This window comes from Sphingomonas lycopersici (assembly GCF_026130605.1).
Classification (GTDB): Bacteria; Pseudomonadota; Alphaproteobacteria; order Sphingomonadales; family Sphingomonadaceae; genus Sphingomonas; species Sphingomonas lycopersici.
In genome coordinates this window covers 117,418-140,781 of sequence record NZ_JANFAU010000010.1, presented here as the reverse complement: position 1 = coordinate 140,781, position 23,364 = coordinate 117,418, and the positions used below count along the sequence as shown (strand labels likewise).

Here is a 23,364-nt window from a genome sequence, read left to right as displayed (position 1 = left end):
ACGCCTCCTCCGTACCGCCTGTTCTTGCCCGCCAATCGGCCCTAGGGTCACCGCCGCAGCATCCGGAGCCTCCATGCGTACGTTCGAAACTTTCCCCAACCTCGTCACGATGTTCTTCACCCGCGCGGGCGAGAAGGGCGACGCGCCGTTCCTGTGGGCGAAGCGCGACGGCGAATGGCGGGCGACGACATGGGCGGAGGCCGCGCGTCAGGTGGCAAGCCTCGCCGCCGCGCTGCGCGCCGCCGGGCTGCAGCCGGGCGACCGTGTGATGCTGGTGAGCGAGAACCGCCCCGAATGGTGCCTGTCGGACCTCGCGATCATGGCCGCGGGCTGCATCACCGTGCCGACCTACACCACCAACACCGAGCGCGACCACGCACATATCATCGAGAATTCGGGCGCGCGTGCGGTGATCGTCTCCACCCAGAAGCTCGCCGACACGGTGATGCCCGCGGTGGTGCGCACCACGCATGCCGAGATCGTCATCGGCATCGACAAATTGCGGCTCCATCCGTCGGGGATCACCTGCTTCGACTGGCACGAGATGATCGCCGCGCACCCCACCGACCCCGCGACGATCGCCGCCGAGGCAGGCTTCGCGCGCGACGATCTCGCGTGCATCATCTACACCTCGGGCACCGGCGGCGCGCCGCGCGGGGTAATGCAGCATCACGGCGCGATCCTCCACAATGTCGCCGGCTGCATCCGTATCATCGCGGAGGATTTCGGCTGGGGGGAAGAGGTGTTCCTCTCCTTCCTGCCGCTGTCGCACGCTTATGAGCACACCGGCGGCCAGCATCTGCCGATCGCGCTCGGCGGGCAGATCTATTATGCGGAGGGGCTGGAGAAGCTCGCCGCCAACATCGAGGAGGTGCGGCCGACGATCATGGTCGTCGTGCCGCGGCTGTTCGAGGTATTGCGCACCCGCATCAGCAAGGCGATCGCCAAACAGGGTGGGATGAGCGAGAAATTGCTCGGCATGGCGCTCGACATCGGCACCAAGCGCTACGAGGGGCGGCTCAAGCTCACCGACCGGCCCAAAGGGCTTTTGGTCGATACCTTGTTCAAGCCGCGCATCGCCAAGAAGTTCGGCGGGCGGATGAAGGCGATGGTGTCGGGCGGCGCGCCGCTGACCCCCGAGGTCGGGGTATTCTTCCAGTCGCTCGGGGTGACCTTCCTCCAGGGCTACGGCCAGACCGAGGCGGCGCCGGTGGTGTCGTGCAACCGACCGGCGGCGGGGCTCAAGATGGATACCGTCGGCCCGCCGCTCGCCGATACCGAGGTGCGCATCGCCGAGGATGGCGAGATCCTGGTGCGCGGCGAACTGGTGATGCACGGCTATTGGCGCAACGAGGCCGAAACCGCGCGGGTGCTGCGCGACGGCTGGCTCCACACCGGCGACATCGGCGAGATCGACGAGCGCGGTCGGATCAGGATCACGGACCGCAAGAAGGATCTGATCATCAACGACAAGGGCGACAATGTCGCCCCGCAGAAGGTCGAGGGGCTGCTGACGCTCCAGCCCGAGATCATGCAGGCAATGATCGTCGGCGATCGCAAGCCGCATATGGTCGCGCTCATCGTCCCCGATCCCGAATGGACGCAGGAGTGGTGCGCGGCGAACGGCGTGCCCAACGATCGCGCCGCCCTCGCCGACGACGCCGCCTATCGCGCCGCGCTGTCGGCCGCGGTCGATCGCACCAACAAGGATCTGTCGGTGATCGAACGCGTGCGGCGCTTCATCCTCGCCGATGAAGCCTTCTCGATCGAGAACGAACAGCTCACCCCGAGCCTCAAAATCCGCCGCCATGTGCTGCGACAGGTCTACGGGGAGCGGCTCGAGGCGCTGTACCGGTAGAACACACATCCGTTCGGGCTGAGCCTGTCGAAGCCCTGCACTTTCTTCGTCGGAGGAAGGACAGCCCTTCGACAAGCTCAGGGCGAACGGAGGTTAGTGGCTGTCCCTTACTTCCCCGCGACCGGCGGCGCCTCGCCTGCCTTGCGCGGGACCACCGCGAGCGTCCAGTCCTTGTCGGGCCGCAGATATTTCGCCGCGGTCGCCTGCAGCGTCGCCGGGGTGATGCTGGCGAGATCGTCGACCATCGTCTGGATCGCCTCGATCCGCGCCGGATCATAAGCCCCGCCGCTCGACTGGATCAGCCAGAACTGGTTCCCCGACGAGGCACGCGCGAGAAACTGCAGCGTCGGCACGACCGTGCGGCGCAATTCGTCGGTATCGACCGGCTTGGCGACCAGCTCGGCGGCGATCTCGCGGCTCAGTTTGAAGAACAGGTCAACCTTGTCGGGTTGCACCTGTCCCAGCGCGATGATCCGCCCGCCGGTCGACATGCCGAGCGGCCATTGGCTCTGCGCCGACGGGCTATAGCTCGCCCCGGCGACCGAGCGCAGCCGATCGAACAATCGATCCGCGAAGACCGAGGCGAGGATATCGAGCCGCCGCATCTCGGCATGCCCCGCCGCGCCGCCCGCGGTCGGCCAGGCGATCACCGCCGCAGCCTGCGTCTCGGGGCCGCCATGGGTCAGCACCACCGGCTTGTCGACATGCGCCGGGAAACCGACCGGGACCGCCGGCGCATCATCCGGCTTGCGCGGCTTGAGCGCGCCGAAGGTCCGCGCGACCGCGGCGATCGCCTCGTCGGGCTTCACATCGCCGAACACATCGACCTCGATCGGCCCCTTGGCGAGGATCGGCTGCCAGAAAGCGCGGAAGCTTTGCGGAGTCAGCGCCTCGACCTCGGTCTTGGCCGGGGTACCCCAACGCACGTCGCCATCGCGGATGCGCCGCTCCAGATCGCGGCTGAGGATGCCGTCGGGCGAGGAATCGAGCCCCGGATAACCCGCCAGCATCGCCGCGCGCGCGCGCATCACCGGCGCCGGGTCCCAGCGCGGATAGGCCAGTTTCTCGGCCATCAGCAGCAGATTGTCGGCATAATCGCCCGGCGTGGTCATCGCGTTGAACACGAAGGCATCGTCGGTGATGTCGAGATCCATGCCGATCCGCCGGCCGTTGGTCAGCGCATCGAGATCGCCCTGATCGAGCTTGCCGATCCCGCCCGGCACCAGCGCCATGTCCCCCGCCCAGGCCGGGGTGGGCGTCTTCGCCGGCAACGTCGTATAGCCGCGCCCGAAGCGGACGCGCAGGTAGACGCGCCCCGTTTCCGACGCATTGGCGTAGAGCAGCATCCGCACGCCGTTCTTGAAGACGATCTTCTCGATCCCCGGATCCCCGACATGCTCGCGCGTATCGACCTTGCCCGGCTTGCCGAGCTTGGGCAGCCGCGAGAAATCGACGCTGCCCTGCGCCTTGCGCGCGCCGACGAGCCCCGACACGTCCTCCTTCAGCGCCGCGGCCACCGCGGCCGGGGTGGCGCCGTCGGCGGTACGCGTGTTGACCAGCGCGCGCGTTACCCCGGTGAAGATCCGCTTGGTCGATTCGAGGATGCTGGCGGGGGTGAACATCCCCTTGTCATGCGCCTGCTTCAGAATGTCGTAGGAGGTCTGCGGCCCCGCCACCGTCTCGCGGATGTCGAGCGCGCCGACCATATCGTCGGCCTGCTTCGCCCCCGCCTCGACCCGCGCGGTGCCGACGTCGTTGCGCATCGCCGCGTCGAATTCGGCATATTCGCGCTCGATCTCGCCCTGCGTCGGCGGGGTCGCCATCGCATCGGCGATCACCGCGCGCACGTCCTTGAGCGCAGCGTGCCAGTCGTCGCCGAGCGGCAGGATGTTGGTGAAGGTGCCGTTGGCCGAGCGCGACATATCGTCGAGGCTCATCGTCGCCTGGAGGAAGCTGCCCCCGGCGCGCGCGCGCGTCTCGAGCCGCCGGTTGATCACCCGCACCGCGAGGAAATCGATGAACCTTTTCTGGTTGAAGATGATCGTATCGTCGCGCGCGATCCACGGGCGCAGCGTCGCCATCGCCACGATCGGCGGCAGCGCGGGCTCGACGATCGTCGCGGTTTCCGGCGCGCTCGGATCGGGCTTGCCGAAATCGGGGTCGGCGGGATCGGCGCCCTTGCCGTGCCAGCCGCCGAAATTCTTCACCACCAGCTTCGCCGCCACGTCGGGGTCGATATCGCCGGAGATGATCACCACCGTCCGCGCCGGGCGATACCACAGATCGTGGAATGCCTTGATCGAGGCGGGGGTCGCCGCCATCAGCGTCTTGATGTTGCCGATCGGCGAGCGATCCGCGAGCGGCTGGTGCGCGAAGAACAATCCGCGCATCGCATCCGACCAGCGCACCTGCGGCCCCGGTGCCTCGCGCTGCTCCGCGAGCACCGCGGGGCGCTCGGCGGCAAGCCCGCGCTCGGTGATCGCCGGCTCGGCCATCATCCCGGCGAAGATCTTGAGGCTCTCGTCGAGCGACTCCTGCGTCGCGCCGGGCAGATCGAGCTTATAGACGGTCTGCGTCGCGGTGGTTTGCGCGTTGGAATCGGAACCAAAGGTGGCGCCGAAGCGCTGCCATACTCGCTTGGCCTCACCGTCGGGCACATATTTCGAGCCACGGAACGACAGATGTTCGATGAGGTGGGCATAACCCTGTTCGGAATCGCGCTCGTTGAGCGACCCCGCGTCGATCCGCACGCGCACCGCGACCTGCCCCGGCGGCACGCCATTCTTGCGCACGGCATAGCGCAACCCGGTCGAAAGCTTGCCGAAATGCCATTCGGGGTCGGGCGGAATATCCGATCGCTCGAACAGCCACGGCCGCGTGTCGACGGTGACCGCGGGCGCCGCCGGCTGGGCGGCCGGCTTGCGCTTGGGCGCGGGGGCTGCCGGCAGCGCGGCATTGGCAAGCAGGGAAAGGGCGGCCAGAGGCGCCGCCACCGCACGCAGGAAGAACGACATGGCCGACGCTTGTACGGACGCGCGCGCCGATCGGCAACGCTGTCCGACCAACCCGGCTTTTTACCCTTTCAGCGCCATGATTTCGACCCGAATCAGGATTAGCTCCATTCATGAAAACGTCATGATTCCACAATCGTGACGCTCGTGTTTTACCGGCCGGCATCCTCATTGCCGGCGCAAGGACTGGACGAAACAGACGTGACCCCCGACACGCTGCCCTCCCCGATCCGAATAAGGCACAATTCGGGCAATCTGGCCGGCACCGAGCCGTTGATGGTGCCCGATCTCACGATCATCTCGGGCGCGCCGACCCCGGGAAGCGCGCTGCAGGCCGAGCGCGGACGCCCGCTGATCATCACGATCGGCAAGCATCTGCGCGGCGTGTTCGATCGGATGATCGCCTCGTCCTCGCTCGTGTCGAACGAGCCGGTGCTCGACGTCCGGGACTTCGCGTGGACGCAGATGCTGCGCGAAAACTGGCAGGCGATCCGCGACGAAGCGGTGGCGGTCGCCCTGCGCCGCAACGCCGCACCGAGCCTGTCGACGATCTCCCCCGATCACCGCGCGATCGCCGAGGTCGACAAATGGCGCTCGTTCTTCCTGTGGGGCTATGGCTATCGCATCGACGAGAATGCCGATCGCTGCCCGGTGACCGCCGCGCTGGTCGAGCGGATTCCCGGGCTCAATTCGGCATTCTTCTCGATCCTCGCCCCCGGCACCCACATCCCCGTTCATCGCGGGGTGACCAAGGGGCTGATCACCTGCCACCTCGGGCTGGTCGTACCACGCGACGGCGACGTCCGGATGCGCGTGCGCGATCGCATCGTGCGCTGGGCGGAGGGCGAGACTTTGGTGTTCGACGACACCTATCAGCATGAGGTGTGGAACGACACCGACGGCACCCGCGTCGTGCTGTTGATCCAGTTCGAGCGGCCGCTGCGCAATCCCGGCAAATGGATCGCGGACCGCTTCCTCTCGATCGTCCGGCGCTCCGCCTTCGTCCAGGAGGCGCGCGACAATATCCAGACGTGGAATGCCGCGGTGAAGCAGCTCGACGTCTGACCGGGCGCCGCCCCGGCGCGATGCCGGGGTGACGCCGATCGCGCTACCGCCCCGCGATCACCTCATCGGCATAGATCGCGACGCGCGGGGTTTCGTCCGCCGCGCTGGCGCGGCCGCGATACATGCCCTCGGTGTTCATCGCGAAGGCGACCTCGCCCTTGCCGTCGATCGCGATCAGCCCGCCGTCGCCGCCGATCGCCCCGATCGAGGCGATCGTGTCCTTCGCCGCATCGGCGACGCTCTGATTGCGCCAGCGAACCCGGTCGCACAGCTGGCGCGCGGCGCTTTCGCGGATGAAATATTCGCCGGTGCCGGTCGCGGAGACCGCGCAATCGCTATGATAGGCGTAGGTGCCCGCGCCGATCAGCGGCGAATCCCCGATCCGCCCCCAGCGCTTGCCCGTCGTCCCGCCGGTCGAGGTTGCCGCGGCGAGGTGACCGTTGACGTCAACCGCCACCGCGCCGACCGTGCCGAAGCGATGCGTCGGATCGAGCGAGGCGCTGTTCCGACCCTTCTTCCATTCGAGATATTGCTGCCAGCGCTTCTCGGTGCGGAAATAGGAGGGATCGACCTGTTCGATATGCTGTTCGCGCGCGAACTGATCGGCGCCGCTGCCGCTCAGCAGCACATGCGGGCTATGTTCCATCACCGCCCGCGCCAGCATGATCGGGTTCTTGGTCGCGCTCACCCCCGCCACCGCGCCGGCGCGCAAGGTCGTGCCGTCCATGATCGCGGCATCGAGCTGGTTCTTGCCCTCGGCATCGAACACCGCGCCCTTGCCGGCGTTGAACAACGGATTGTTCTCGAGCACCTTGACCGCCGCCTCGACCGCATCGAGGCTGGTGCCGCCCGTCTTCAGCACCGCCGATCCGGCGGCGAGCGCGTCGCTCAGCCCCTGGCGATAGGCGCTTTCCTCGGCGGGGGTCAGCGAGCCGCGCGGGATCACCCCCGCGCCGCCGTGGATCGCGATCGACCAGCGTTGCGCGGGGGCCGGCTTTACCTTCGCTTCGTCCGCGCCGGCAGCGAGCGGAAAGGCCGCCGCCGCCATCAACATCACCGCAAAAAACTGGCCGATCCCGCGCATCCCGTTATCCTCCCCGTTGTCGAAAGGGGGAATCCTATCAGGCGGTCGGGGCGCCGCCCAGTGCCTTCACCAGCGCGATCCCCGCGCGCATCCGGCTGGTCTCGACCGCGATCAGCGCGCGTTCGGAATCGAGCGCCTCGGTCTGCGCGGTGACCACCTCCAGATAATCCGCCGCGCCGTCATGATAGCGGGTCAGCGCGAGATCGCTGGTGCGCTGCGCCGCGGTGGCGGCGTCGCGCTGCTCGACCGCCTGGGTCGCGAGATAGCGGCCCGCGGCAAGCGCATCCTCGACCTGGCGGAACGCGCCGAGCACGGTGTCGCGATAATCCGCCGCCGCCTCGTCATATTGCGCGCGCGACAGCCCGACCTCGGCACGCCGCCGCCCGCCGTCGAACAGGGTCAGCGCCGAGACGAGCGGCCCCAGCCCCCAGAAGGCGCTGGGGGTGGAGAGCAGAGACGGACCGGTCGTCTGCCACCCGCCGGAAAGGCCGAGCGAGAGCGTCGGGAAGAAAGCGGCGCGCGCCACCCCGATCCGCGCATTGGCGGCGTACATCCGGCGCTCGGCCGCGGCGATATCGGGGCGGCGCTGGAGCAAGGCGGACGGCGCGGCGGCGGGCACCGCGAGCGTCCCCGGCGGCTGGATGCGCGGCGCGATCGCGAAATCGGAGGCGACCGCGCCGATCAGCGCGGCGATCTCATGCTCGGTCGCCGCGCGCTGGTTCGCCACCGCGGAAATCTGCGCGCGCGCGTTCGACAGCACGGTCCGCGCGCGGTTGACGTCGACCCCGGAGGCGAGCCCGCCGTCGTGGCGCGTCGCGGTCAGCTCATAGGCGCGGTTGAACGCCTCGACCGAGCGGCGCAGCAGGTCCGCCTCGGCATCCAATCCGCGCAGCCGGGCATAGGCATCGGCGACCGCCGCCTGCAGGCTGAGCTGCGCCGAGGCGAGATCGCCTGCGCTCGCCGCCGCATCGGCGCGCGCCGCCGCGACCTTGTTGCGCACCCGGCCCCACAGATCGATCTCGTAGCTCAGCGCACCGCCGACGACATAATTGTCATAGGTCGGCGCGGTGCCGTTGGTCAGCGGGCGATTGGCGGACTGGCGCTGGCGCCCGGCCTGCGCGTTGACCCCGATCGTCGGAAACAGATCGGCATTGTCGACCCGCGCCGCAGCGCGCGCCGCGTCGTAGCGCGCGAGGGCCGCGGCGAGCGTCGGGCTGGCCGCGGCGGCGCGCGTCTCGAGATCGTCGAGGACGGGATCGTTGAACGCCGTCCACCATTGTCCGCGCGGTGCCGCATCGAGCGGGGTCGCGGCGGTCCAGCCCGGCACTTCCTTGTACGCGGCGGGGGTCGCGATCGCCGGCGGGCGGTAGGCCGGGGCCATCGAGCATCCGCCGAGCAGCGCGGCCACGGCGAGCGACAGGCTGGCGCGGTTGGCGGGCAGAGCTTTTGCCGAGATCCGTTCGCCCTGAGCTTGTCGAAGGGCTGCACTTCCTGCGCGGAAGAAAGTGCAGGGCTTCGACAGGCTCAGCCCGAACGGAAAGTTAGCTGGCCCCGACTTAACGCGACTGGCCTTACCCCGCATGCGCCGCGCCCTTGCCCGCATTCTGCACGCGGACATGATCGCCGGTGTGGATCGCGTCGGGCGGGCTGTCGACGACGCGGTCGCCGGGGGCGAGCCCGGCCGAGATCGCCACCGTCTTGCCCTCGTCGCTGGCGATCGTCACCGGCTTCACCGTCACCCGGCCGTTGCCGTCGACCACCGCGACGGTCGGCCCGTCATTGCCGTAGAGGATCGTGCTACCGGGCACGCTCAGCACATTGCCGCCGCCCGCGCCGACCTTGAACGAAACCTGCGCGAAGGCGCCGGGCTTCAGCGCGCCGTCGGGGTTGGGTGCCTGCAGCTCGACCAGCACCGCGCCCGATTGCGCGTCGACCGCGCCGGCGCTGCGGGTCAGCGTCGCGGCGAAGGTGCGCTGGGGATATTCGGGCAGCGACAGGCTGGCCTCCATCCCCGGATGGACCTGCGCCGAATAGCCTTGCGGCACGCGGACGTAGATGCGCATCCGCCGCACGTCGGAGACGGTGAACAACGGCTGCGCGGCGGCATTGCCCGACACCACGAGCTGGCCGATCTGCGCCGAGCGGCTCGTGACCACCCCGTCGAACGGCGCGTAGAGCCGGGTGAAGCCGAGCACCGCGCGCAGCCGGCGGACATTGGCCAGCGCGGCATTGGCGAGCGCGGACTTGGCGGCGAGATCGCCGGTCTTCTCGTCCGCCTCCTGCCGCGACACCGCATCCTTGGCGAGCATCGTGCTCCAGCGCTGCGCGGTGGTCGCGGCGAGCTTCTGGTTGGCGAGCGCGGTCTGATAATCGGCGCTTGCCTGTGCGAGCTGCTGGTCGACCTCGGGCGCGTCGAGGATCGCGAGCGGCTGGCCGGCGTGGACGCGATCGCCGATATCGGCGAGCCAGCGGCTGACATAGCCGTTGGTCCGCGCGTAGATCGCCGCGCTGTTGAGCGCCTGGACATTGCCCGGCAGCACCAGCGCGTCGCGCGCGCCGCCGGCCTTGGGCGTGACGACCGAGACGCTGGGGACCGCCGCGTCCGCGGCGACTTCCTTGAGGTCGCCGGTCGCGCCGATCCGCGTCGCGATGCCGGCCGCGACGATCGCGATCGCCGCGACCCCCGCGATGATCCCGGCGCGCTTCAGCGTGCGCGGGCTGGGGCCGTCGGACTGCGCCGGGGCGTCGGTGAGAGTTTTGACGTGGGACATGTCAGACATGGGCGGGCTGCATCTCGACGGAAGGTTGCCGGGCGTCGCGCTTGCGGTGGACCAGCGCGAAAATGGTGGGGACGAAGAACAGGGTGGCGATCGTCGCACAGATCAGCCCGCCGATCACCGCGCGACCGAGCGGGGCGTTCTGCTCGCCGCCCTCGCCGAGCCCCAGCGCCATCGGCCCCATGCCGATGATCATCGCGAGCGCGGTCATCAGCACCGGGCGGAAACGCACCATCCCCGCCTCGAGCGCGGCCTTGGTCGCATCGCCCAGCGCATCGAGCCGCTCGCGCGCGAAGCTGACGACAAGGATCGAATTGGCGGTCGCAACCCCCATACACATGATCGCGCCGGTCAGCGCCGGCACCGACAGCGTGGTGCCGGTGGTGAACAGCATCCACACGATCCCGGCGAGCGCGGCGGGCAAGGCGGTGATGATCACGAACGGATCGAGCCAGCTCTGGAAATTGACCACGATCAACAGGTAGATCAGCACGACCGCCCCGGCGAGGCCGAAGGCCAGCCCGGAAAAAGCCGTGTTCATCGTGGCATATTGGCCACGAATGGTGACGGTGGCGCCCTTCGGCAATTCCTTTTCGAGCGACTTGATCGCGCGATCGACATCACGCGACACCGCGCCGAGATCGCGGCCCTGGGTGGTGGCGTAGAGGTCGATCACCGGCTGGATATTATAGTGCGAGATGATCGGCACGGTGTTCGACCGGCTGATCCCCGCGATCCCGCCCAGCGGCTGCGTGCTGGCGCCAGGCGCGCCCGAGATCGGCACGTTGCTCAGCGCGTTGATCGATCCGACCAGATATTCGGGCGCCTGCGCGATCACCGAATAGGAGACGCCGCTCTTCGGATCGACGAAGAACACCGGCGCCGATTGCGCGCTGCCCGCGAGCGAGGTGCCGAGGCTGTTCGTCACGTCGCGCTCGGTGAGGCCATATTGGCTGACGCGCGAGCGATCGACGTTGACGTCGAGCTGCGGCGACCGCCCCGGCTGCTGGATCCGCGCATCGGCAAGCCCGGGGATGCGCGCGATCTTGGCCAGCAGCTTTTCGGCATAAGCGCGCACCGCGGCCTGATCCTTGCCCGAAACCTGCACATCGATCGGGGCCGGCGCGCCGAAATTGAGGATCTGGCTGGTGATGTCCGCCGGGAGGAAGGAGAAGGTCGTGCCGGGGAAGCGGCGCGGCAGTTCGCGACGCAGCGTGGCGACGATCTTCTCGGTCGGCACATGGCCTTCCTTGAGCGTGATCAGGATGTCGCCGTCCTGCGGCCCGATCGTCCCGCTGTTGTTGTAGACGGTGTTGATCGAGCTGACCGGCAGCCCGATATTGTCGGCCATCGACGCCACCTCGCCGGCGGGGACGATCTCGCGCACCGTGCGGCCGATCGTGTCGAAGCGCGCCGCGGCATCCTCGATCCGCGTCCCCATCGGGGTGCGGACGTGGAGCGCGATCTGCCCCGAATCGACGCTGGGGAAGAAATTGCTGCCCAGCCACGGCATCAGCCCGAACGACAAGAGCACCACCGCGAGGAAGCCGAGCAGGAACGGGCGGCGCGCACCCAAGGCGCGCGACAGCATCCCGCCATAAGCGGTGCGGATCCGCTCGAACCGCGCCTCGAACCCGCGCTGGAAGCGAACCAGGGGATTGCGCGCAGCGGCATCGCCCGCGGCATGCGCGTCCTCGCCCGCCCGGTGCGGCTTGAGCAGATACATCGCCATCGTCGGCACCAGGGTGCGCGACAGGATGAACGAGGCGATCATCGAGAAGACGACCGACAGCGCCATCGGCACGAACAGGAAGCCGGCGACCCCGGGGAGGAAGAACATCGGCACGAACACGATGCAGATGCACAGCAAGGAAACGAACGCCGGGGTGACGATCTGCTGCGCGCCGTCGAGGATCGATTCGGTGACGCCCTTGCCCTGTTCGAGGTGCCAGTTGATGTTCTCGATCGTCACCGTCGCGTCGTCGACGAGGATGCCGACCGCAAGCGCGAGCCCGCCCAGCGTCATCACGTTCATCGTCTGGCCGAACGCCGCCAGCGCGGCGATCGCGGCCAGGATCGCGAGCGGGATCGAGATCGCGATGATGATCGTCGAGCGCCACGAGCCGAGGAATAACAGGATCATCAGGCTGGTCAGCGCGGCGGCGATCGCGCCCTCCTTCACCACCCCCGACACCGCCGCCTTGACGAACAGCGACTGGTCGCCGACCGGCAGGATCTTGAGCGTATCGGGCAGCCCCGCGGCGATGCGCGGGATCGCCTGCTTCACCCCCTCGACGATCGACAATGTCGAGGTCGCGCCGTTCTTGAGCACGGTGAGCAGCACCGAGCGCCCGCCCTCGACATGGACGACATTGGTCTGCGGGCCGTTGCCGTCCTTCACATGCGCCACGTCGCGCATGTAGATCGTCGCGCCGTTGACCACCTTGACCGGCAGCGCGTTGAGCCCCTCGACCGAATCCGGCGCGTTGTTGAGCCGCACGCTATATTGCGTCGGCCCGATCTTGACGAAGCCCGCCGGGTTGATCTGGTTCTGCGCCGCGATCGCGTTGCCGACATCCTGCGCCGACAGCCCCTTGGACTGGAGCGCGAGCGGATCGAGGTCGATCTGGATCTGGCGCTGCTTGCCGCCCGAGGGATAGGGCATGGCAAGGCCGGGGATCGTCACCAGCTGGGTGCGGATCTGGTTCTGGCCGATATCGAACAATTGCTGTTCCGACAGGCCCTTGCCCGAAAGCGCGAGCTGCAGGATCGGCACCGTCGATGCGCTGTAGTTGAGGATCAGCGGCGGATTGGTGCCCGGCGGCAATTGCTTGAGGATCGTCTGCGAGGCGGAGGTGATCTGCGCGGTCGCGGTGCGGATGTCGACGCCGGGCTGGAAATAGACCTTCACCACCCCGATGCCCTGCAGCGACTGGCTCTCGATATGCTCGATGTCGTTGACCGTGGTGGTCAGCACGCGCTCATAGGGGGTGATCAGCCGGTCCGACATGTCCTGCGGCGGCAGCCCGGCATAGGTCCAGGCGACGGCGACCACCGGGATGCGGATATTCGGGAACATATCCACCGGCGTGCGGATCGCCGCCAGAACCCCGACGATCGCGATCAGGATCGCCATAACAATGAAGGTCAACGGTCTTGTCAGCGCGACCTTGACGATACCGATCATCCAATATCCTCAAGCTGACGCCGCACGACGCACCCGCGCCGCACGACGTTTATGCCTCGTCCACTCTCCTGCTGGACATACGAATCGCCTTGCTCGCTCTCCCGCAGCGGCATGGCCGATCGTCGGCACGCGCCAATGCGCCCTTGGTCGGGTCGGGTCTAATATATAATATAGCTTGATCAATATGTAACGGGACATGATCGTTGGACCTTCGCCATCTGCGCTATTTCCTGTGCGTTGCCGAGGAGATGCATTTCGGCCGCGCCGCGCAGCGACTCGGCATCTCGCAACCCCCGCTCAGCCAGCAGATCCGCGCGCTGGAGGATGAGCTCGGCACCCGGCTGTTCGATCGCACCAGCCGCCGCGTGCGGCTGACCGAGGCGGGCGAATTGTTCGTCCCCGAGGCGCGCGCGACATTGTCGCAGGCCGATCACGCGATCGAGACCGCGCGGCTCGCCGGGCGCGGCGAGCTCGGGCGGCTCCGCATCGGCTTCACCTCGTCGGCGCCGTTCGTGCCGCTGATCGCCTCCACCCTCTATCGCTTCCGGGAGAATTATCCCGAGGTGCAGCTGACGCTCAACGATCTGGCGCGCGACGCGCAGATCGAGGCGCTGCGCCGCGGCGGGCTCGATATCGCGCTGGTGCGCGGCATCCGCGCGCCATGCCTGCCCGACGAATTCTCCGCGCGCTGCATCCTCGAGGAAGATATGGTGGTGGCGGTGCGCGCGGGGCATCCGCTCGCCGACCGGCCCGACGATCCGACGGTCGCCGATCTCGCCGCGATTCCGCTGGTGCTCTATGCGCCGACGCTGGGCGCGGGGTTCAACGAATATTTCTTCGGGCTGTGCCACGAGGCCGGGTTCGAGCCGCAGATCGCGCATGAGGCGAGCAGCTTCGCGACGCTGCTCGGGCTGGTCGCCGCGGGGTTCGGCGCGACGATCCTCTCGCGCTCACTGGAGCGGCTGCACCTCGAGAATGTCGTCTATCGCCGCCTCGCGACCCCGGTGCCGAGCCGGTTGTGGTTGGTCCACGGTCTGTCGCTTTCCCCCACCGCGGAGGCATTTCGCGACACGATCGACGAATTGCGCCTTGACGCGAAGGGGCAATCGTAAGGATCACGAAAGGCTAGGAAGCGAAAGAGATTGCGTCGGTGTCCCGCGTGGACGCCCCGATCGTCATCGAATCGAAGGAAGAAGAACAGCATGGCCGACGATCACGATCAGGTTGCCGGGCAGCATGCGGGGGTGGAACCGGCGCCGCCGCGGCGCAGATCGTGGAAGATCGTCGCGATCATCGTCGTCGTGCTCGCGCTGATCGCGTTCGCGGCGAATCGCATCGCCAAGAGCGGCGGCGACCGCGGCGGCGGGCGGCCGCCTGCGGCAGTGTCGGTCGGCAAGGCGGCGACCGCCGATATGCCGGTCTATGTCACCGCGCTCGGCACCGTCCAGCCGCTCGTCACCGCGACGGTGCGCACCCAGCTCGCCGGCACCCTGTTCAAATTGCTGTTCACCGAAGGGCAGATCGTTCGCCAGGGACAGGTGCTGGCGCAGATCGACCCGCGCCCGTATCAACTCGCGCTCGCGCAGGCCAAGGCCAATCTGGCGCGCGACACCGCGCAGCTCGCTGCGGCGCAAGTCGACCTCAACCGCTACGAGACCCTGCTCAAGCAGGATTCGATCGCGAGCCAGCAGGTCGATACGCAACGCGCCACCGTCCGCCAGCTCACCGGCACCGTCGCCGCCGACCGCGCCGCGATCGGCACCGCCGAACTCAACCTCAATTACACCGCGGTGAAATCGCCGATCACCGGGCGCGTCGGCATCCGCCAGGTCGATATCGGCAATTACCTCACCCCTTCGGACACCAACGGCATCGTCGTGGTGACCCAGCTCGACCCGATCGACGTCGGCTTCGCACTGCCGCAGGCGCAGCTTTCGGACATCGGCCATGCCGCGGGGAGCGGCGCCGGGCTGCCGGTGCAGGCGCTCGACCAGAACAACAATAAGGTGCTCGTCACCGGCCGTTTCCTGACCTTCGACAATCAGGTCGACACCACCACCGGCACGGTCAAGGCCAAGGCGCGGTTCGACAACAAGGGCAATGCCCTGTTCCCGAGCCAGTTCGTCAACGTCTCGATGCTGGTCAACACGCTGCACAATGCGGTGACGGTGCCGGTCACCGCGGTGCGCCACGGCGCGCCGGGCGATTTCGTGTTCGTGCTGCAGAAGGACCGCACGGTGAAACTGGTCCCGGTCAAGATCGGGCCGAGCGCCAACGGGCAGGTCGCGATCCTCTCGGGGATCGCCGCCGGCACGACGGTCGTCACCGAAGGCGCCGACGGGCTGGAGGACGGATCGACTGTCCGCCTGCCGGGCGACAAGGGCGGCCCCGGTGCGGGCGGTCGCGGCGGTAAAGGCGGCGGCGGTCAGGGCCGCCACCACCGCGGTCAGGGCAATTCGGCCGGATGAGCGACGCCGCCGCGCCCCCCGCGCCAATGCCGACCGAGCCGCCCGCCCAGCCCGGCGGCCCGTCGCGCGCGTTCATCCTGCGCCCGGTGGCGACGACCTTGCTGATGGTCGCGATCCTGCTCGCCGGGCTCGTCGCCTATCGCTCGCTGCCGCTCTCGGCATTACCCGAGGTCGACTACCCGACGATCCAGGTCTCGACGCTCTATCCCGGCGCCAGCCCCGATGTGATGGCGCTGACCGTCACCTCGCCGTTGGAACGCCAGTTCGGCCAGATGCCGGGGCTGACGCGGATGACCTCCGCCTCCTCGTCGGGGGCGTCGGTGATCACGCTGCAATTCCGGCTCGATCTGTCGCTCGACGTGGCGGAGCAGGAAGTGCAGGCAGCGATCAACGCGGCGAATACCCTGCTGCCGACCGATCTCCCCGCCCCGCCGATCTATGCCAAGGTCAACCCGGCCGACGCGCCGATCATCTCGCTCGGCATCACCTCCGACACCCGCCCGCTGGGTGAGGTGCAGGGGATCGTCGAGCGCCAATTCGCCAACAAGATCGCGCAGGTTTCCGGGGTCGGGCTGGTCTCGATGTCGGGCGGGCAGCGGCCGGCGGTGCGCATCCAGGCCAATGTCGCGGCGCTTGCGGCGCGCGGCATGTCGCTCGAAACGATCCGCACCGCGATCGGCAACGCCAATGCCAATGCCGCCAAGGGCAGTTTCGACGGCCCCACCAAGAGCTGGACGATCGACGCCAACGACCAGCTCGGCGACGTCACCAGCTATCGCACGCTCGTCATCGGGTTCGCCAATGGCGCGCCGATCCGCCTGTCCGATGTCGCCAATGTCGTCGAGGCGACCGAGAATGTGCGGCTCGGCTCGTGGATGAACGGCAAGCCCGCGGTGGTGATCGACGTCCAGCGCCAGCCGGGCGCGAACGTCATCGGCACGGTCGATGCGATCAAGGCCGGGCTGCCCGATCTGGAGGCGCAGCTTCCCGCCGACGTGCATGTCACCGTGCTGACCGATCGTACCGCGGGAATCCGCGCCTCGGTGGCCGACGTGAAGCTCGAACTGGTGCTTGCCGTCCTGCTCGTCACGCTCGTGATCTTCCTGTTCCTTGGCTCGCTCCGCGCGACGATCATCGCCAGCATCTCGGTGCCGCTGTCGCTCGTCGGCGCGTTCGCGGCGATGTATTTCCTCGGCTTCTCGATCAACAATCTCACCTTGATGTCGCTGACGATCGCGTCGGGGTTCGTGGTCGACGATGCGATCGTCGTGCTGGAGAATATCAGCCGCCATATCGAGGACGGGATGCGCCCGTTCGAGGCCGCGCTGAAGGGCGCGAGCGAGATCGGCTTCACGATCATCTCGCTGACGGTCAGCCTGATCGCGGTGCTGATCCCGCTGCTGTTCATGGGCGATGTCGTCGGGCGGCTGTTCCGCGAATTCGCGGTGACCCTGGCGGTGACGATCCTGCTGTCCGCGGTGGTCGCGCTGACGCTCGTGCCGATGCTCTCCGCGCGCTGGCTCCGGGCTGAGCATGAGGAGCGGCAGCATCGCCTGTCCGAAGTGACCCGCGACTGGTTCGATCGCGTCGCGCATCATTATGCCCGCGCGCTCGATTGGGTGATGGCGCGCGCGGCACTGACGATGCTGGTGTTCGCGGGCACGCTCGCGGTGACCGGATTGCTGTTCTACGTCATCCCCAAGACCTTGTTTCCCGAGCAGGATACCGGCCAGATCGCGGTGACGACCAGCGCGGCGCAGGATATCGGCTTCACGCGGATGGCGGGGCTCCAGCAGCAGGTCGCGCAGGCGTTGCTCGCCGATCCGTCGGTCGCCAGCCTCAGTTCGGCGATCGGGGTCGACGGACAGAATGCCACCTTGTCGCAAGGCCGGATGATCGTGAACCTCAAGCCCGAGGGCGAGCGCGGCAATCTCGAAGAGGTGCTCGCCAGCCTCAATCACGCGGTGTCCAATGTGCCGGGAATGCGGGTCTATTTCCGCCCGGTGCAGGATCTGACGATCGATACCTCGACCGGGGTCAATGCCTATCGCTTCTCGCTGCAGGGCGCCGACGAGGCCCTGGTCGACCAATGGGGCGCCAAGCTCGCCGCGGCGCTCAAGAAGGACAAGCATCTCAACAACGTCACCTCCGACGTGCTCGCCAACGGCCGCGCGGTGGTGGTCGATATCAACCGCGACGTCGCCGGCCGGCTCGGGCTGAGCGCGCTGGCGATCGACAATGCGCTCTACGACGCCTTCGGCCAGCGCATCGTCTCGACGATCTACACCCAGTCGAGCCAGAATCGCGTCATTCTGGAGGCGCAGCCGGGCACGGTCGCCGACCCGCAAGCGCTGGGCGATCTGCGCATCCCGCTGGCGGGCGGGGCGAGCGTTCCGCTCTCGGCCGTCGCGACGATCCGTACCGAGGATGCGCCGCTGGTCGTGGCGCGCGAGGCGCAATTCCCCGCGGCGACGATCGGCTTCGATCTCGCTCCGGGCGTGTCGCTGGGCAGCGCGGTGAGCGCGATCGAGCGCGCCGAGCGCCAGATCGGCGTGCCGCCCGCGATCACCACCAATTTCACCGGCGCGGCGAGCGCGTTCAAGGCGTCGCTCGCCAACGAATTGTGGCTGATCCTCGCCGCGATCGTCGTGGTCTATATCGTGCTGGGGGTGCTCTACGAGAGCTTCGTCCACCCGGTGACGATCCTGTCGACCCTCCCCTCCGCCGGGATCGGCGCGCTGCTCGGGCTGTGGCTCACCGGATCGGGGCTCGGGGTGATCGGGATCATCGGCATCGTCCTCTTGATCGGCATCGTGAAGAAGAATGCGATCATGATGATCGACTTCGCGCTCGATGCGATGCGTGAGGAAGGCGCCGATGCGCATCACGCGATCCGTCAGGCGGCGCTGCTGCGTTTCCGCCCGATCATGATGACCACCTTTGCCGCCTTGTTCGCCGCGATCCCGCTGATCTTCGGCGGCGGGATGGGGCATGAGCTGCGCCAGCCGCTCGGCATCGCGATCGCCGGCGGGCTGATCTTCAGCCAGGTGCTGACCTTGTTCACCACCCCCGTCATCTTCCTCGGGCTCGAAAACTGGCGCGAGCGCGGCTGGCGCGTACGGCGCGGCACCGCGGGCGAGGCGCGCCCGGCGTGAACATTTCCGCGCCCTTCATCCGGCGGCCGGTGGGGACGATCCTGCTGACGATCGGGCTGATGCTCGCCGGCGTCGGGGCGTTCTTCATGCTGCCGGTGGCGCCGCTGCCGCAGGTCGATTTCCCGACGATCATGGTGCAGGCGAACCTGCCCGGCGCGAGCCCGTCGACGATGGCCTCCAGCGTCGCCGCGCCGCTGGAGCGGCACCTCGGCACGATCGCCGGGGTGTCGGAAATGACCTCGCGCTCGGGGGTCGGTTCGTCGTCGATCGTGCTGCAATTCGATCTGTCGCGCGACATCGACGGCGCCGCGCGCGACGTGCAGGCGGCGATCAACGCCTCGCGCGCCGATCTCCCCGCGACGCTCAGGACCAACCCGAGCTACCGCAAGGCCAATCCCGCCGAGGCGCCGATCCTGATCCTCGCGCTCACCTCGCCGACGCGCAGCCCGTCCGAAATCTACGACGCCGTCTCGACCGTGGTGCAGCAGAAACTGCTCCAGGTGCAGGGGGTCGGCAATGTCGAGCTGGGCGGCGCGGCGCTCCCCTCGGTGCGGATCGAGGTCAATCCGCTCGCGCTGTCGCGCTACGGCATCGCGCTCGAGGATGTGCGCACCGCGCTGCAATCCGAAAGCGCCAACCGGCCGCGCGGCATACTCGATGCCAAGGGGTTCAGCTGGCAGATCTATTCCAATCAGGCCGGGCTCCACGCCGCCGATTATCGCGGGACGGTGATCGCGTGGCGCAACGGCGCGGCGGTGCGGCTGTCCGATATCGCCGATGTCGTCGACGGCCCCGAAGACATCCGCACGATGGGCTTGTTCAACGGCAAGCGCGCGGTGCCGGTGCTGATCAGCCGCCAGCCGGGGGCAAATATCGTCCAGGTGGTCGATTCGCTGAAGGCGCAGCTTCCCGCGCTGCGCGCCGCCGTCCCGCCCGATATCCATCTCGACGTCGCCAGCGATCGCACGCTGACGATCCGCGCCTCGCTGCGCGAGGTGGAGGTGACCTTGCTCATCGCCACCCTGCTGGTGGTGCTGGTGGTCAGCCTGTTCCTGAGAAGCTGGCGCGCGACCTTGATCCCCGCGGCGGCGGTGGTCGCCTCGTTGCTCGGCACGATCGCGGTGATGTATCTCGCCGGGTTCAGCCTCGACAATCTCTCGCTGATGGCGCTGACCGTCGCGACCGGGTTCGTCGTCGACGATGCGATCGTCGTGGTGGAGAATATCAGCCGGCATATCGAGGCGGGGATGAAGCCGCTCGCCGCCGCCTTCGCCGGCGCGCGCGAGGTGGGATTTACCGTGCTCTCGATCTCGCTGAGCCTGATCGCGGTGTTCGTGCCGCTGATCTTCATGGGCGGGCTGGTCGGGCGGCTGTTCCGCGAATTCGCGCTGACCATGTCGATCGCGGTGATGATCAGCCTCGTCGTCTCGCTTACCACCACCCCGATGCTCGCCTCGCGCGTGCTGCTGGGCGAGGAGAGCGAGGGACGGGTGATGCGCTGGGCGCGGCAGTCGTTCGATTGGGCGCAGGCGCGCTACGCGGTCGCGCTCGATTGGGCATTGCTCCACCGCGGCGCGGTCCTCATCCTCCTCACGGGCACGGTGGTGCTCAACATCTATCTGATCGCGATCGCGCCCAAGGGGTTCTTCCCGCAGCAGGATACCGGCGGGCTGATGGGGGGCTTGCGCGCCGACCAGAGCATCTCGTTCACCGACATGCAGAACAAGCTCACCCGCATCGTGCATATCGTGAAGGGCGATCCGGCGGTGGCGACGGTGGTGGCGTTCACCGGCGGATCGCGCGCCGGCGGCGGGTTCATGTTCGCGACCCTGAAGCCGCGCAACCAGCGCCCGCCGGTACAGGCGGTGATCGCGCGGCTGCGGCCCAAGCTCGCGCGGGTCAGCGGGGTCAGCCTGTTCCTCAATCCGGTGCAGGATCTGCAGGTCGGCGGGCGATCGAGCAACAGCACCTATCAATATGTGCTCAAGGCCGACGACCCCGATGTGCTCAAGGCCGCCGGGCAGAAACTGGTCGATGCGCTGAAACAGCATCCCGACACCGTCACCGATGTCGATATCGACCAGCAGGATGCCGGCGCCGATGCCTTCGTCGAGGTCAATCGCGACGCCGCGGCGCGGCTCGGGGTGACGATGCAGGCGGTCGACGCCGCGCTCTACGATGCTTTCGGCCAGCGCCAGGTGGCGAACATCTATTCGGGGCTCAACCAATATCATGTCGTGATGGAGGCGGCGCGGCAGTTCAACGGATCGCCGGCCTCGCTCGCCAACATCTATCTGCCGCTCAATCCGCCGGCCAACAATGCGACCAACAACCCGACCCCGACGCCGAGCGCGTCGGCGACCCCGACCGCCGCCGCGCCGACCGCGAGCACCGGCGGCACCGGCGCCGGCGGATCGGCGGTCGCCGCGGGCAATGCGGTGAGCACCACCGCGCGGACGATGACGCCCCTGTCGGCGATCGCGCGCTGGTCGACCGGATCGACCAACGCCTCGGTCAGCCATTCGGACGGCGAGCCCTCGGCCACCGTCTCGTTCAACCTCCCCGCCGGCGTCTCGCTGGGACAGGCGGCGCAATTGATCGCGCAGGTGCAGGCGAGCCTCGCGCTCCCCGCGACGGTCCACGGCGAATTCGGCGGCACCGCCAAGGTGTTCGCGCAATCGACCGGATCGATGCCGCTGCTGATCCTCGCCGCCTTGCTCGCGATCTACATCGTGCTCGGCATCCTCTACGAAAGCGCGATCCACCCGCTGACCGCGCTCTCCACCCTCCCTTCGGCGGGTGTCGGGGCGATGATCGCGCTGATCGTCACCGGCGGCCAGTTCGACATCATCGCGCTGATCGGGATCATCCTGTTGATCGGGATCGTGAAGAAGAATGCGATCATGATCATCGATTTCGCGCTGGAGGCGGAGCGCGGCGAAGGGCTCGATCCGGTCGCTGCGGTGCGCGAGGCGTCGCTGCTGCGCTTTCGCCCGATCCTGATGACCACGCTCGCCGCCGCGCTTGGCGCCTTGCCGCTGGCGATCGGCTTCGGCGACGGCGCGGAGCTGCGCCGTCCGCTCGGCATCGCGATCTTCGGCGGGCTGATCGCCAGCCAGTTCATCACCTTGTTGACCACCCCGGTCGTCTATCTCGCGCTCGATCGCTTCCGTCGCCGACACGGCGCCGCTGAGCGGGGCCTGGCGCGCCACGGCGATCTACCGCTTGCTCCCGGAGCCACCGCATGAAGCGCGCCCTGCCCGTCGTCTCCGCCCTGCTGCTCGCGGGGTGCAACATGGCGCCGACCTATCGCCCGCCGACCAATGTCACGATCCCGCCCTCGTTCAAGGAAGCCCCCGGCTGGGGCGTCGCGCAGCCGAGCGACGCGGCGGCGCGCGGCGAATGGTGGGCGCTGTTCAACGATCCCACGCTCGACGCGCTCGAACGCAAGGTGGTGGTCACCAACCAGAATGTCGCCGCCGCGCGCGGGGCCTATGAAGCGGCGCGCGCGCTGGTAATGGTCCAGCGGTCGGCCCTGTTCCCCACCGTCACCGGATCGGCGAGCGGGCAGCATTCGCAGGCCTTTTCGGGCGGCACCGCGACGAGCATCGGCGCGGGGAGCGGCAACGGCGCCGGGGTCGGCAGCAACACCGTCACCACCTCGGGCTCGCGCTATGCGCTCAGCATCGGCGCGAGCTGGGAGCCCGATCTGTGGGGCCGGCTCGGCAACGCGGTGACGCAGGCCAAGGCCAATGCGCAGGCGAGCGCGGGCGACCTCGCCAATGCGACGCTCTCCGCGCAGGGCGAGCTCGCCACCAATTACGTCGAATTGCGCGGGATCGACGCGCAGATCGTGCTGCTCGACGCGACGATCAAGGATTATCAGCGCGCGCTGACGATCACGACCAACAAGTACAAGGCCGGGACGGTCGCGCATTCCGACGTCTATCAGGCGCAGACCTCGCTCTCGAACGCGATCGCCTCGCGGCAGGATCTCGATCGCCAGCGCGCGGTGCTCGAACATGCGATCGCGGTGCTGGCGGGGGAAAATCCCTCGACCTTCACGCTTCCGCCGGTCGCGTGGCAGCCGACGGTGCCCGCGGTGCCGGGCGTGCTCCCCTCGACCCTGCTCGAACGACGCCCCGATGTCGCGGCGGCCGAGCGGCGGGTCGCGGCGGCCAATGCCAATATCGGCATCCAGCGCGCGGCCTATTTCCCGCAATTCACCTTGTCGGGCAATGCGGGGACGAGCGGCAGCAAGGTCAGCCAATTGTTCTCCGCCGCGACCAGCCTGTGGTCGTTCGGGCTCAGCGGGCTGATGACCCTGCTCGATTTCGGCGCGCGCCACGGGCAGGTGCTGCAGGCGCGCGGGCAATATGATCAGGCGGTCGCGACATATCGCCAGACGACGCTCACCGCCTTCCAGCAGGTCGAGGACAATCTCGCCGCGACGCGCTCGCTCGCGGATGTGACCAAAAGCCGCGCCGACGCCGCCGAGGCCGCGACCCGCGCCGAGACGATCGCCAACAACCAATATCGTTCCGGGCTGGTCGACTATTCGGAGGTGATCGTCGCGCAGACCACCGCACTCAGCGCGCGCCAGTCGCAGATTCAGGCGGTGATCAACCAGCAGACCGCCGCGATCGCGCTGGTCCAGGCGATCGGCGGTGGGTGGAGCCCGGCTGCCCCAGCCAAGTAATTGGTAAATGACGGTTAGTTCATGCCTACGTCAGGGCATGTTCAGTCATGGGCGTGCACC

General features: G+C 68.2%; 12 protein-coding genes. 7 read left to right on the top strand and 5 right to left on the bottom strand.

Annotated features, from left to right (window positions below):
* The first annotated feature begins 73 nt into the window (after positions 1–73).
* Positions 74–1,858: an AMP-dependent synthetase/ligase gene (locus tag NED98_RS17760; protein ID WP_179513425.1), complete on the top strand. Its 1,785-nt coding sequence runs from the start codon at positions 74–76 to the stop codon at positions 1,856–1,858.
* Between the two features lie 107 nt (positions 1,859–1,965).
* On the opposite strand, the gene NED98_RS17755 is transcribed toward NED98_RS17760, so the two are convergent.
* The gene (locus NED98_RS17755) at positions 1,966–4,872 is read right to left on the bottom strand and encodes a M16 family metallopeptidase (protein WP_265313894.1); all 2,907 of its coding nucleotides are present in this window, start codon (positions 4,870–4,872) and stop codon (positions 1,966–1,968) included.
* A 198-nt stretch (positions 4,873–5,070) separates the two neighbouring features.
* Here NED98_RS17755 and NED98_RS17750 point away from each other — a divergent pair, with 198 nt between their 5' ends.
* Positions 5,071–5,934, top strand: coding sequence for an aspartyl/asparaginyl beta-hydroxylase domain-containing protein (locus NED98_RS17750; RefSeq protein WP_265269308.1), 864 nt, complete (start codon positions 5,071–5,073; stop codon positions 5,932–5,934).
* Positions 5,935–5,977: 43 nt separating this feature from the next.
* Here NED98_RS17750 and NED98_RS17745 read toward each other — a convergent pair whose 3' ends face one another.
* The 4 genes from NED98_RS17745 to NED98_RS17730 all read right to left on the bottom strand — a co-directional run bounded on the left by NED98_RS17745 (position 5,978) and on the right by NED98_RS17730 (position 12,982).
* Complete coding sequence (locus tag NED98_RS17745) at positions 5,978–7,018, bottom strand: isoaspartyl peptidase/L-asparaginase family protein (protein WP_265313893.1); 1,041 nt, start codon at positions 7,016–7,018, stop codon at positions 5,978–5,980.
* Between the two features lie 37 nt (positions 7,019–7,055).
* Positions 7,056–8,459 carry an efflux transporter outer membrane subunit gene (locus tag NED98_RS17740; protein ID WP_265313908.1) on the bottom strand — a complete coding sequence of 468 codons (1,404 nt, stop codon included), beginning with the start codon at positions 8,457–8,459 and terminating at the stop codon, positions 7,056–7,058.
* Positions 8,460–8,589: 130 nt separating this feature from the next.
* Positions 8,590–9,798, bottom strand: coding sequence for an efflux RND transporter periplasmic adaptor subunit (locus tag NED98_RS17735; RefSeq protein ID WP_179513423.1), 1,209 nt, complete (start codon positions 9,796–9,798; stop codon positions 8,590–8,592).
* Positions 9,791–12,982: an efflux RND transporter permease subunit gene (locus NED98_RS17730; RefSeq protein WP_179513422.1), complete on the bottom strand. Its 3,192-nt coding sequence runs from the start codon at positions 12,980–12,982 to the stop codon at positions 9,791–9,793. Before NED98_RS17730 ends, NED98_RS17735 begins: the two co-directional genes overlap by 8 nt.
* Positions 12,983–13,185: 203 nt before the next feature.
* Between NED98_RS17730 and NED98_RS17725 the strand changes: the two genes are divergently transcribed.
* The 5 genes from NED98_RS17725 to NED98_RS17705 all read left to right on the top strand — a co-directional run bounded on the left by NED98_RS17725 (position 13,186) and on the right by NED98_RS17705 (position 23,304).
* Positions 13,186–14,094 (top strand): LysR substrate-binding domain-containing protein, encoded by a 909-nt coding sequence (locus NED98_RS17725; RefSeq protein WP_265269311.1) that lies wholly within the window; start codon positions 13,186–13,188, stop codon positions 14,092–14,094.
* A gap of 90 nt (positions 14,095–14,184) precedes the next feature.
* A complete protein-coding gene (locus NED98_RS17720) occupies positions 14,185–15,450 on the top strand; it encodes an efflux RND transporter periplasmic adaptor subunit (RefSeq protein WP_265313892.1) in 1,266 nt (421 codons plus the stop codon).
* Positions 15,447–18,605 carry an efflux RND transporter permease subunit gene (locus NED98_RS17715; protein ID WP_265313891.1) on the top strand — a complete coding sequence of 1,053 codons (3,159 nt, stop codon included), beginning with the start codon at positions 15,447–15,449 and terminating at the stop codon, positions 18,603–18,605. The genes NED98_RS17720 and NED98_RS17715 overlap by 4 nt, the downstream gene beginning before the upstream one ends.
* Positions 18,602–21,853 (top strand): efflux RND transporter permease subunit, encoded by a 3,252-nt coding sequence (locus NED98_RS17710; RefSeq protein WP_265313890.1) that lies wholly within the window; start codon positions 18,602–18,604, stop codon positions 21,851–21,853. The genes NED98_RS17715 and NED98_RS17710 overlap by 4 nt, the downstream gene beginning before the upstream one ends.
* Positions 21,850–23,304, top strand: a complete 1,455-nt coding sequence (locus tag NED98_RS17705; protein ID WP_265313889.1) for an efflux transporter outer membrane subunit — start codon at positions 21,850–21,852, stop codon at positions 23,302–23,304. The genes NED98_RS17710 and NED98_RS17705 overlap by 4 nt, the downstream gene beginning before the upstream one ends.
* The last annotated feature ends 60 nt before the right edge of the window (positions 23,305–23,364 follow it).

What these genes read in the sequence shown, in the direction of transcription:
- NED98_RS17760 (WP_179513425.1), top strand. Translation starts at nt 74, where the DNA reads ATGCGTACGTTCGAAACTTTCCCCAACCTCGTCACGATGTTCTTCACC.
- NED98_RS17755 (WP_265313894.1), bottom strand. Translation starts at nt 4,872, where the DNA reads ATGTCGTTCTTCCTGCGTGCGGTGGCGGCGCCTCTGGCCGCCCTTTCC.
- NED98_RS17745 (WP_265313893.1), bottom strand. Translation starts at nt 7,018, where the DNA reads ATGCGCGGGATCGGCCAGTTTTTTGCGGTGATGTTGATGGCGGCGGCG.
- NED98_RS17735 (WP_179513423.1), bottom strand. Translation starts at nt 9,798, where the DNA reads ATGTCTGACATGTCCCACGTCAAAACTCTCACCGACGCCCCGGCGCAG.
- NED98_RS17730 (WP_179513422.1), bottom strand. Translation starts at nt 12,982, where the DNA reads ATGATCGGTATCGTCAAGGTCGCGCTGACAAGACCGTTGACCTTCATT.
- NED98_RS17720 (WP_265313892.1), top strand. Translation starts at nt 14,185, where the DNA reads ATGGCCGACGATCACGATCAGGTTGCCGGGCAGCATGCGGGGGTGGAA.
- NED98_RS17715 (WP_265313891.1), top strand. Translation starts at nt 15,447, where the DNA reads ATGAGCGACGCCGCCGCGCCCCCCGCGCCAATGCCGACCGAGCCGCCC.
- NED98_RS17705 (WP_265313889.1), top strand. Translation starts at nt 21,850, where the DNA reads ATGAAGCGCGCCCTGCCCGTCGTCTCCGCCCTGCTGCTCGCGGGGTGC.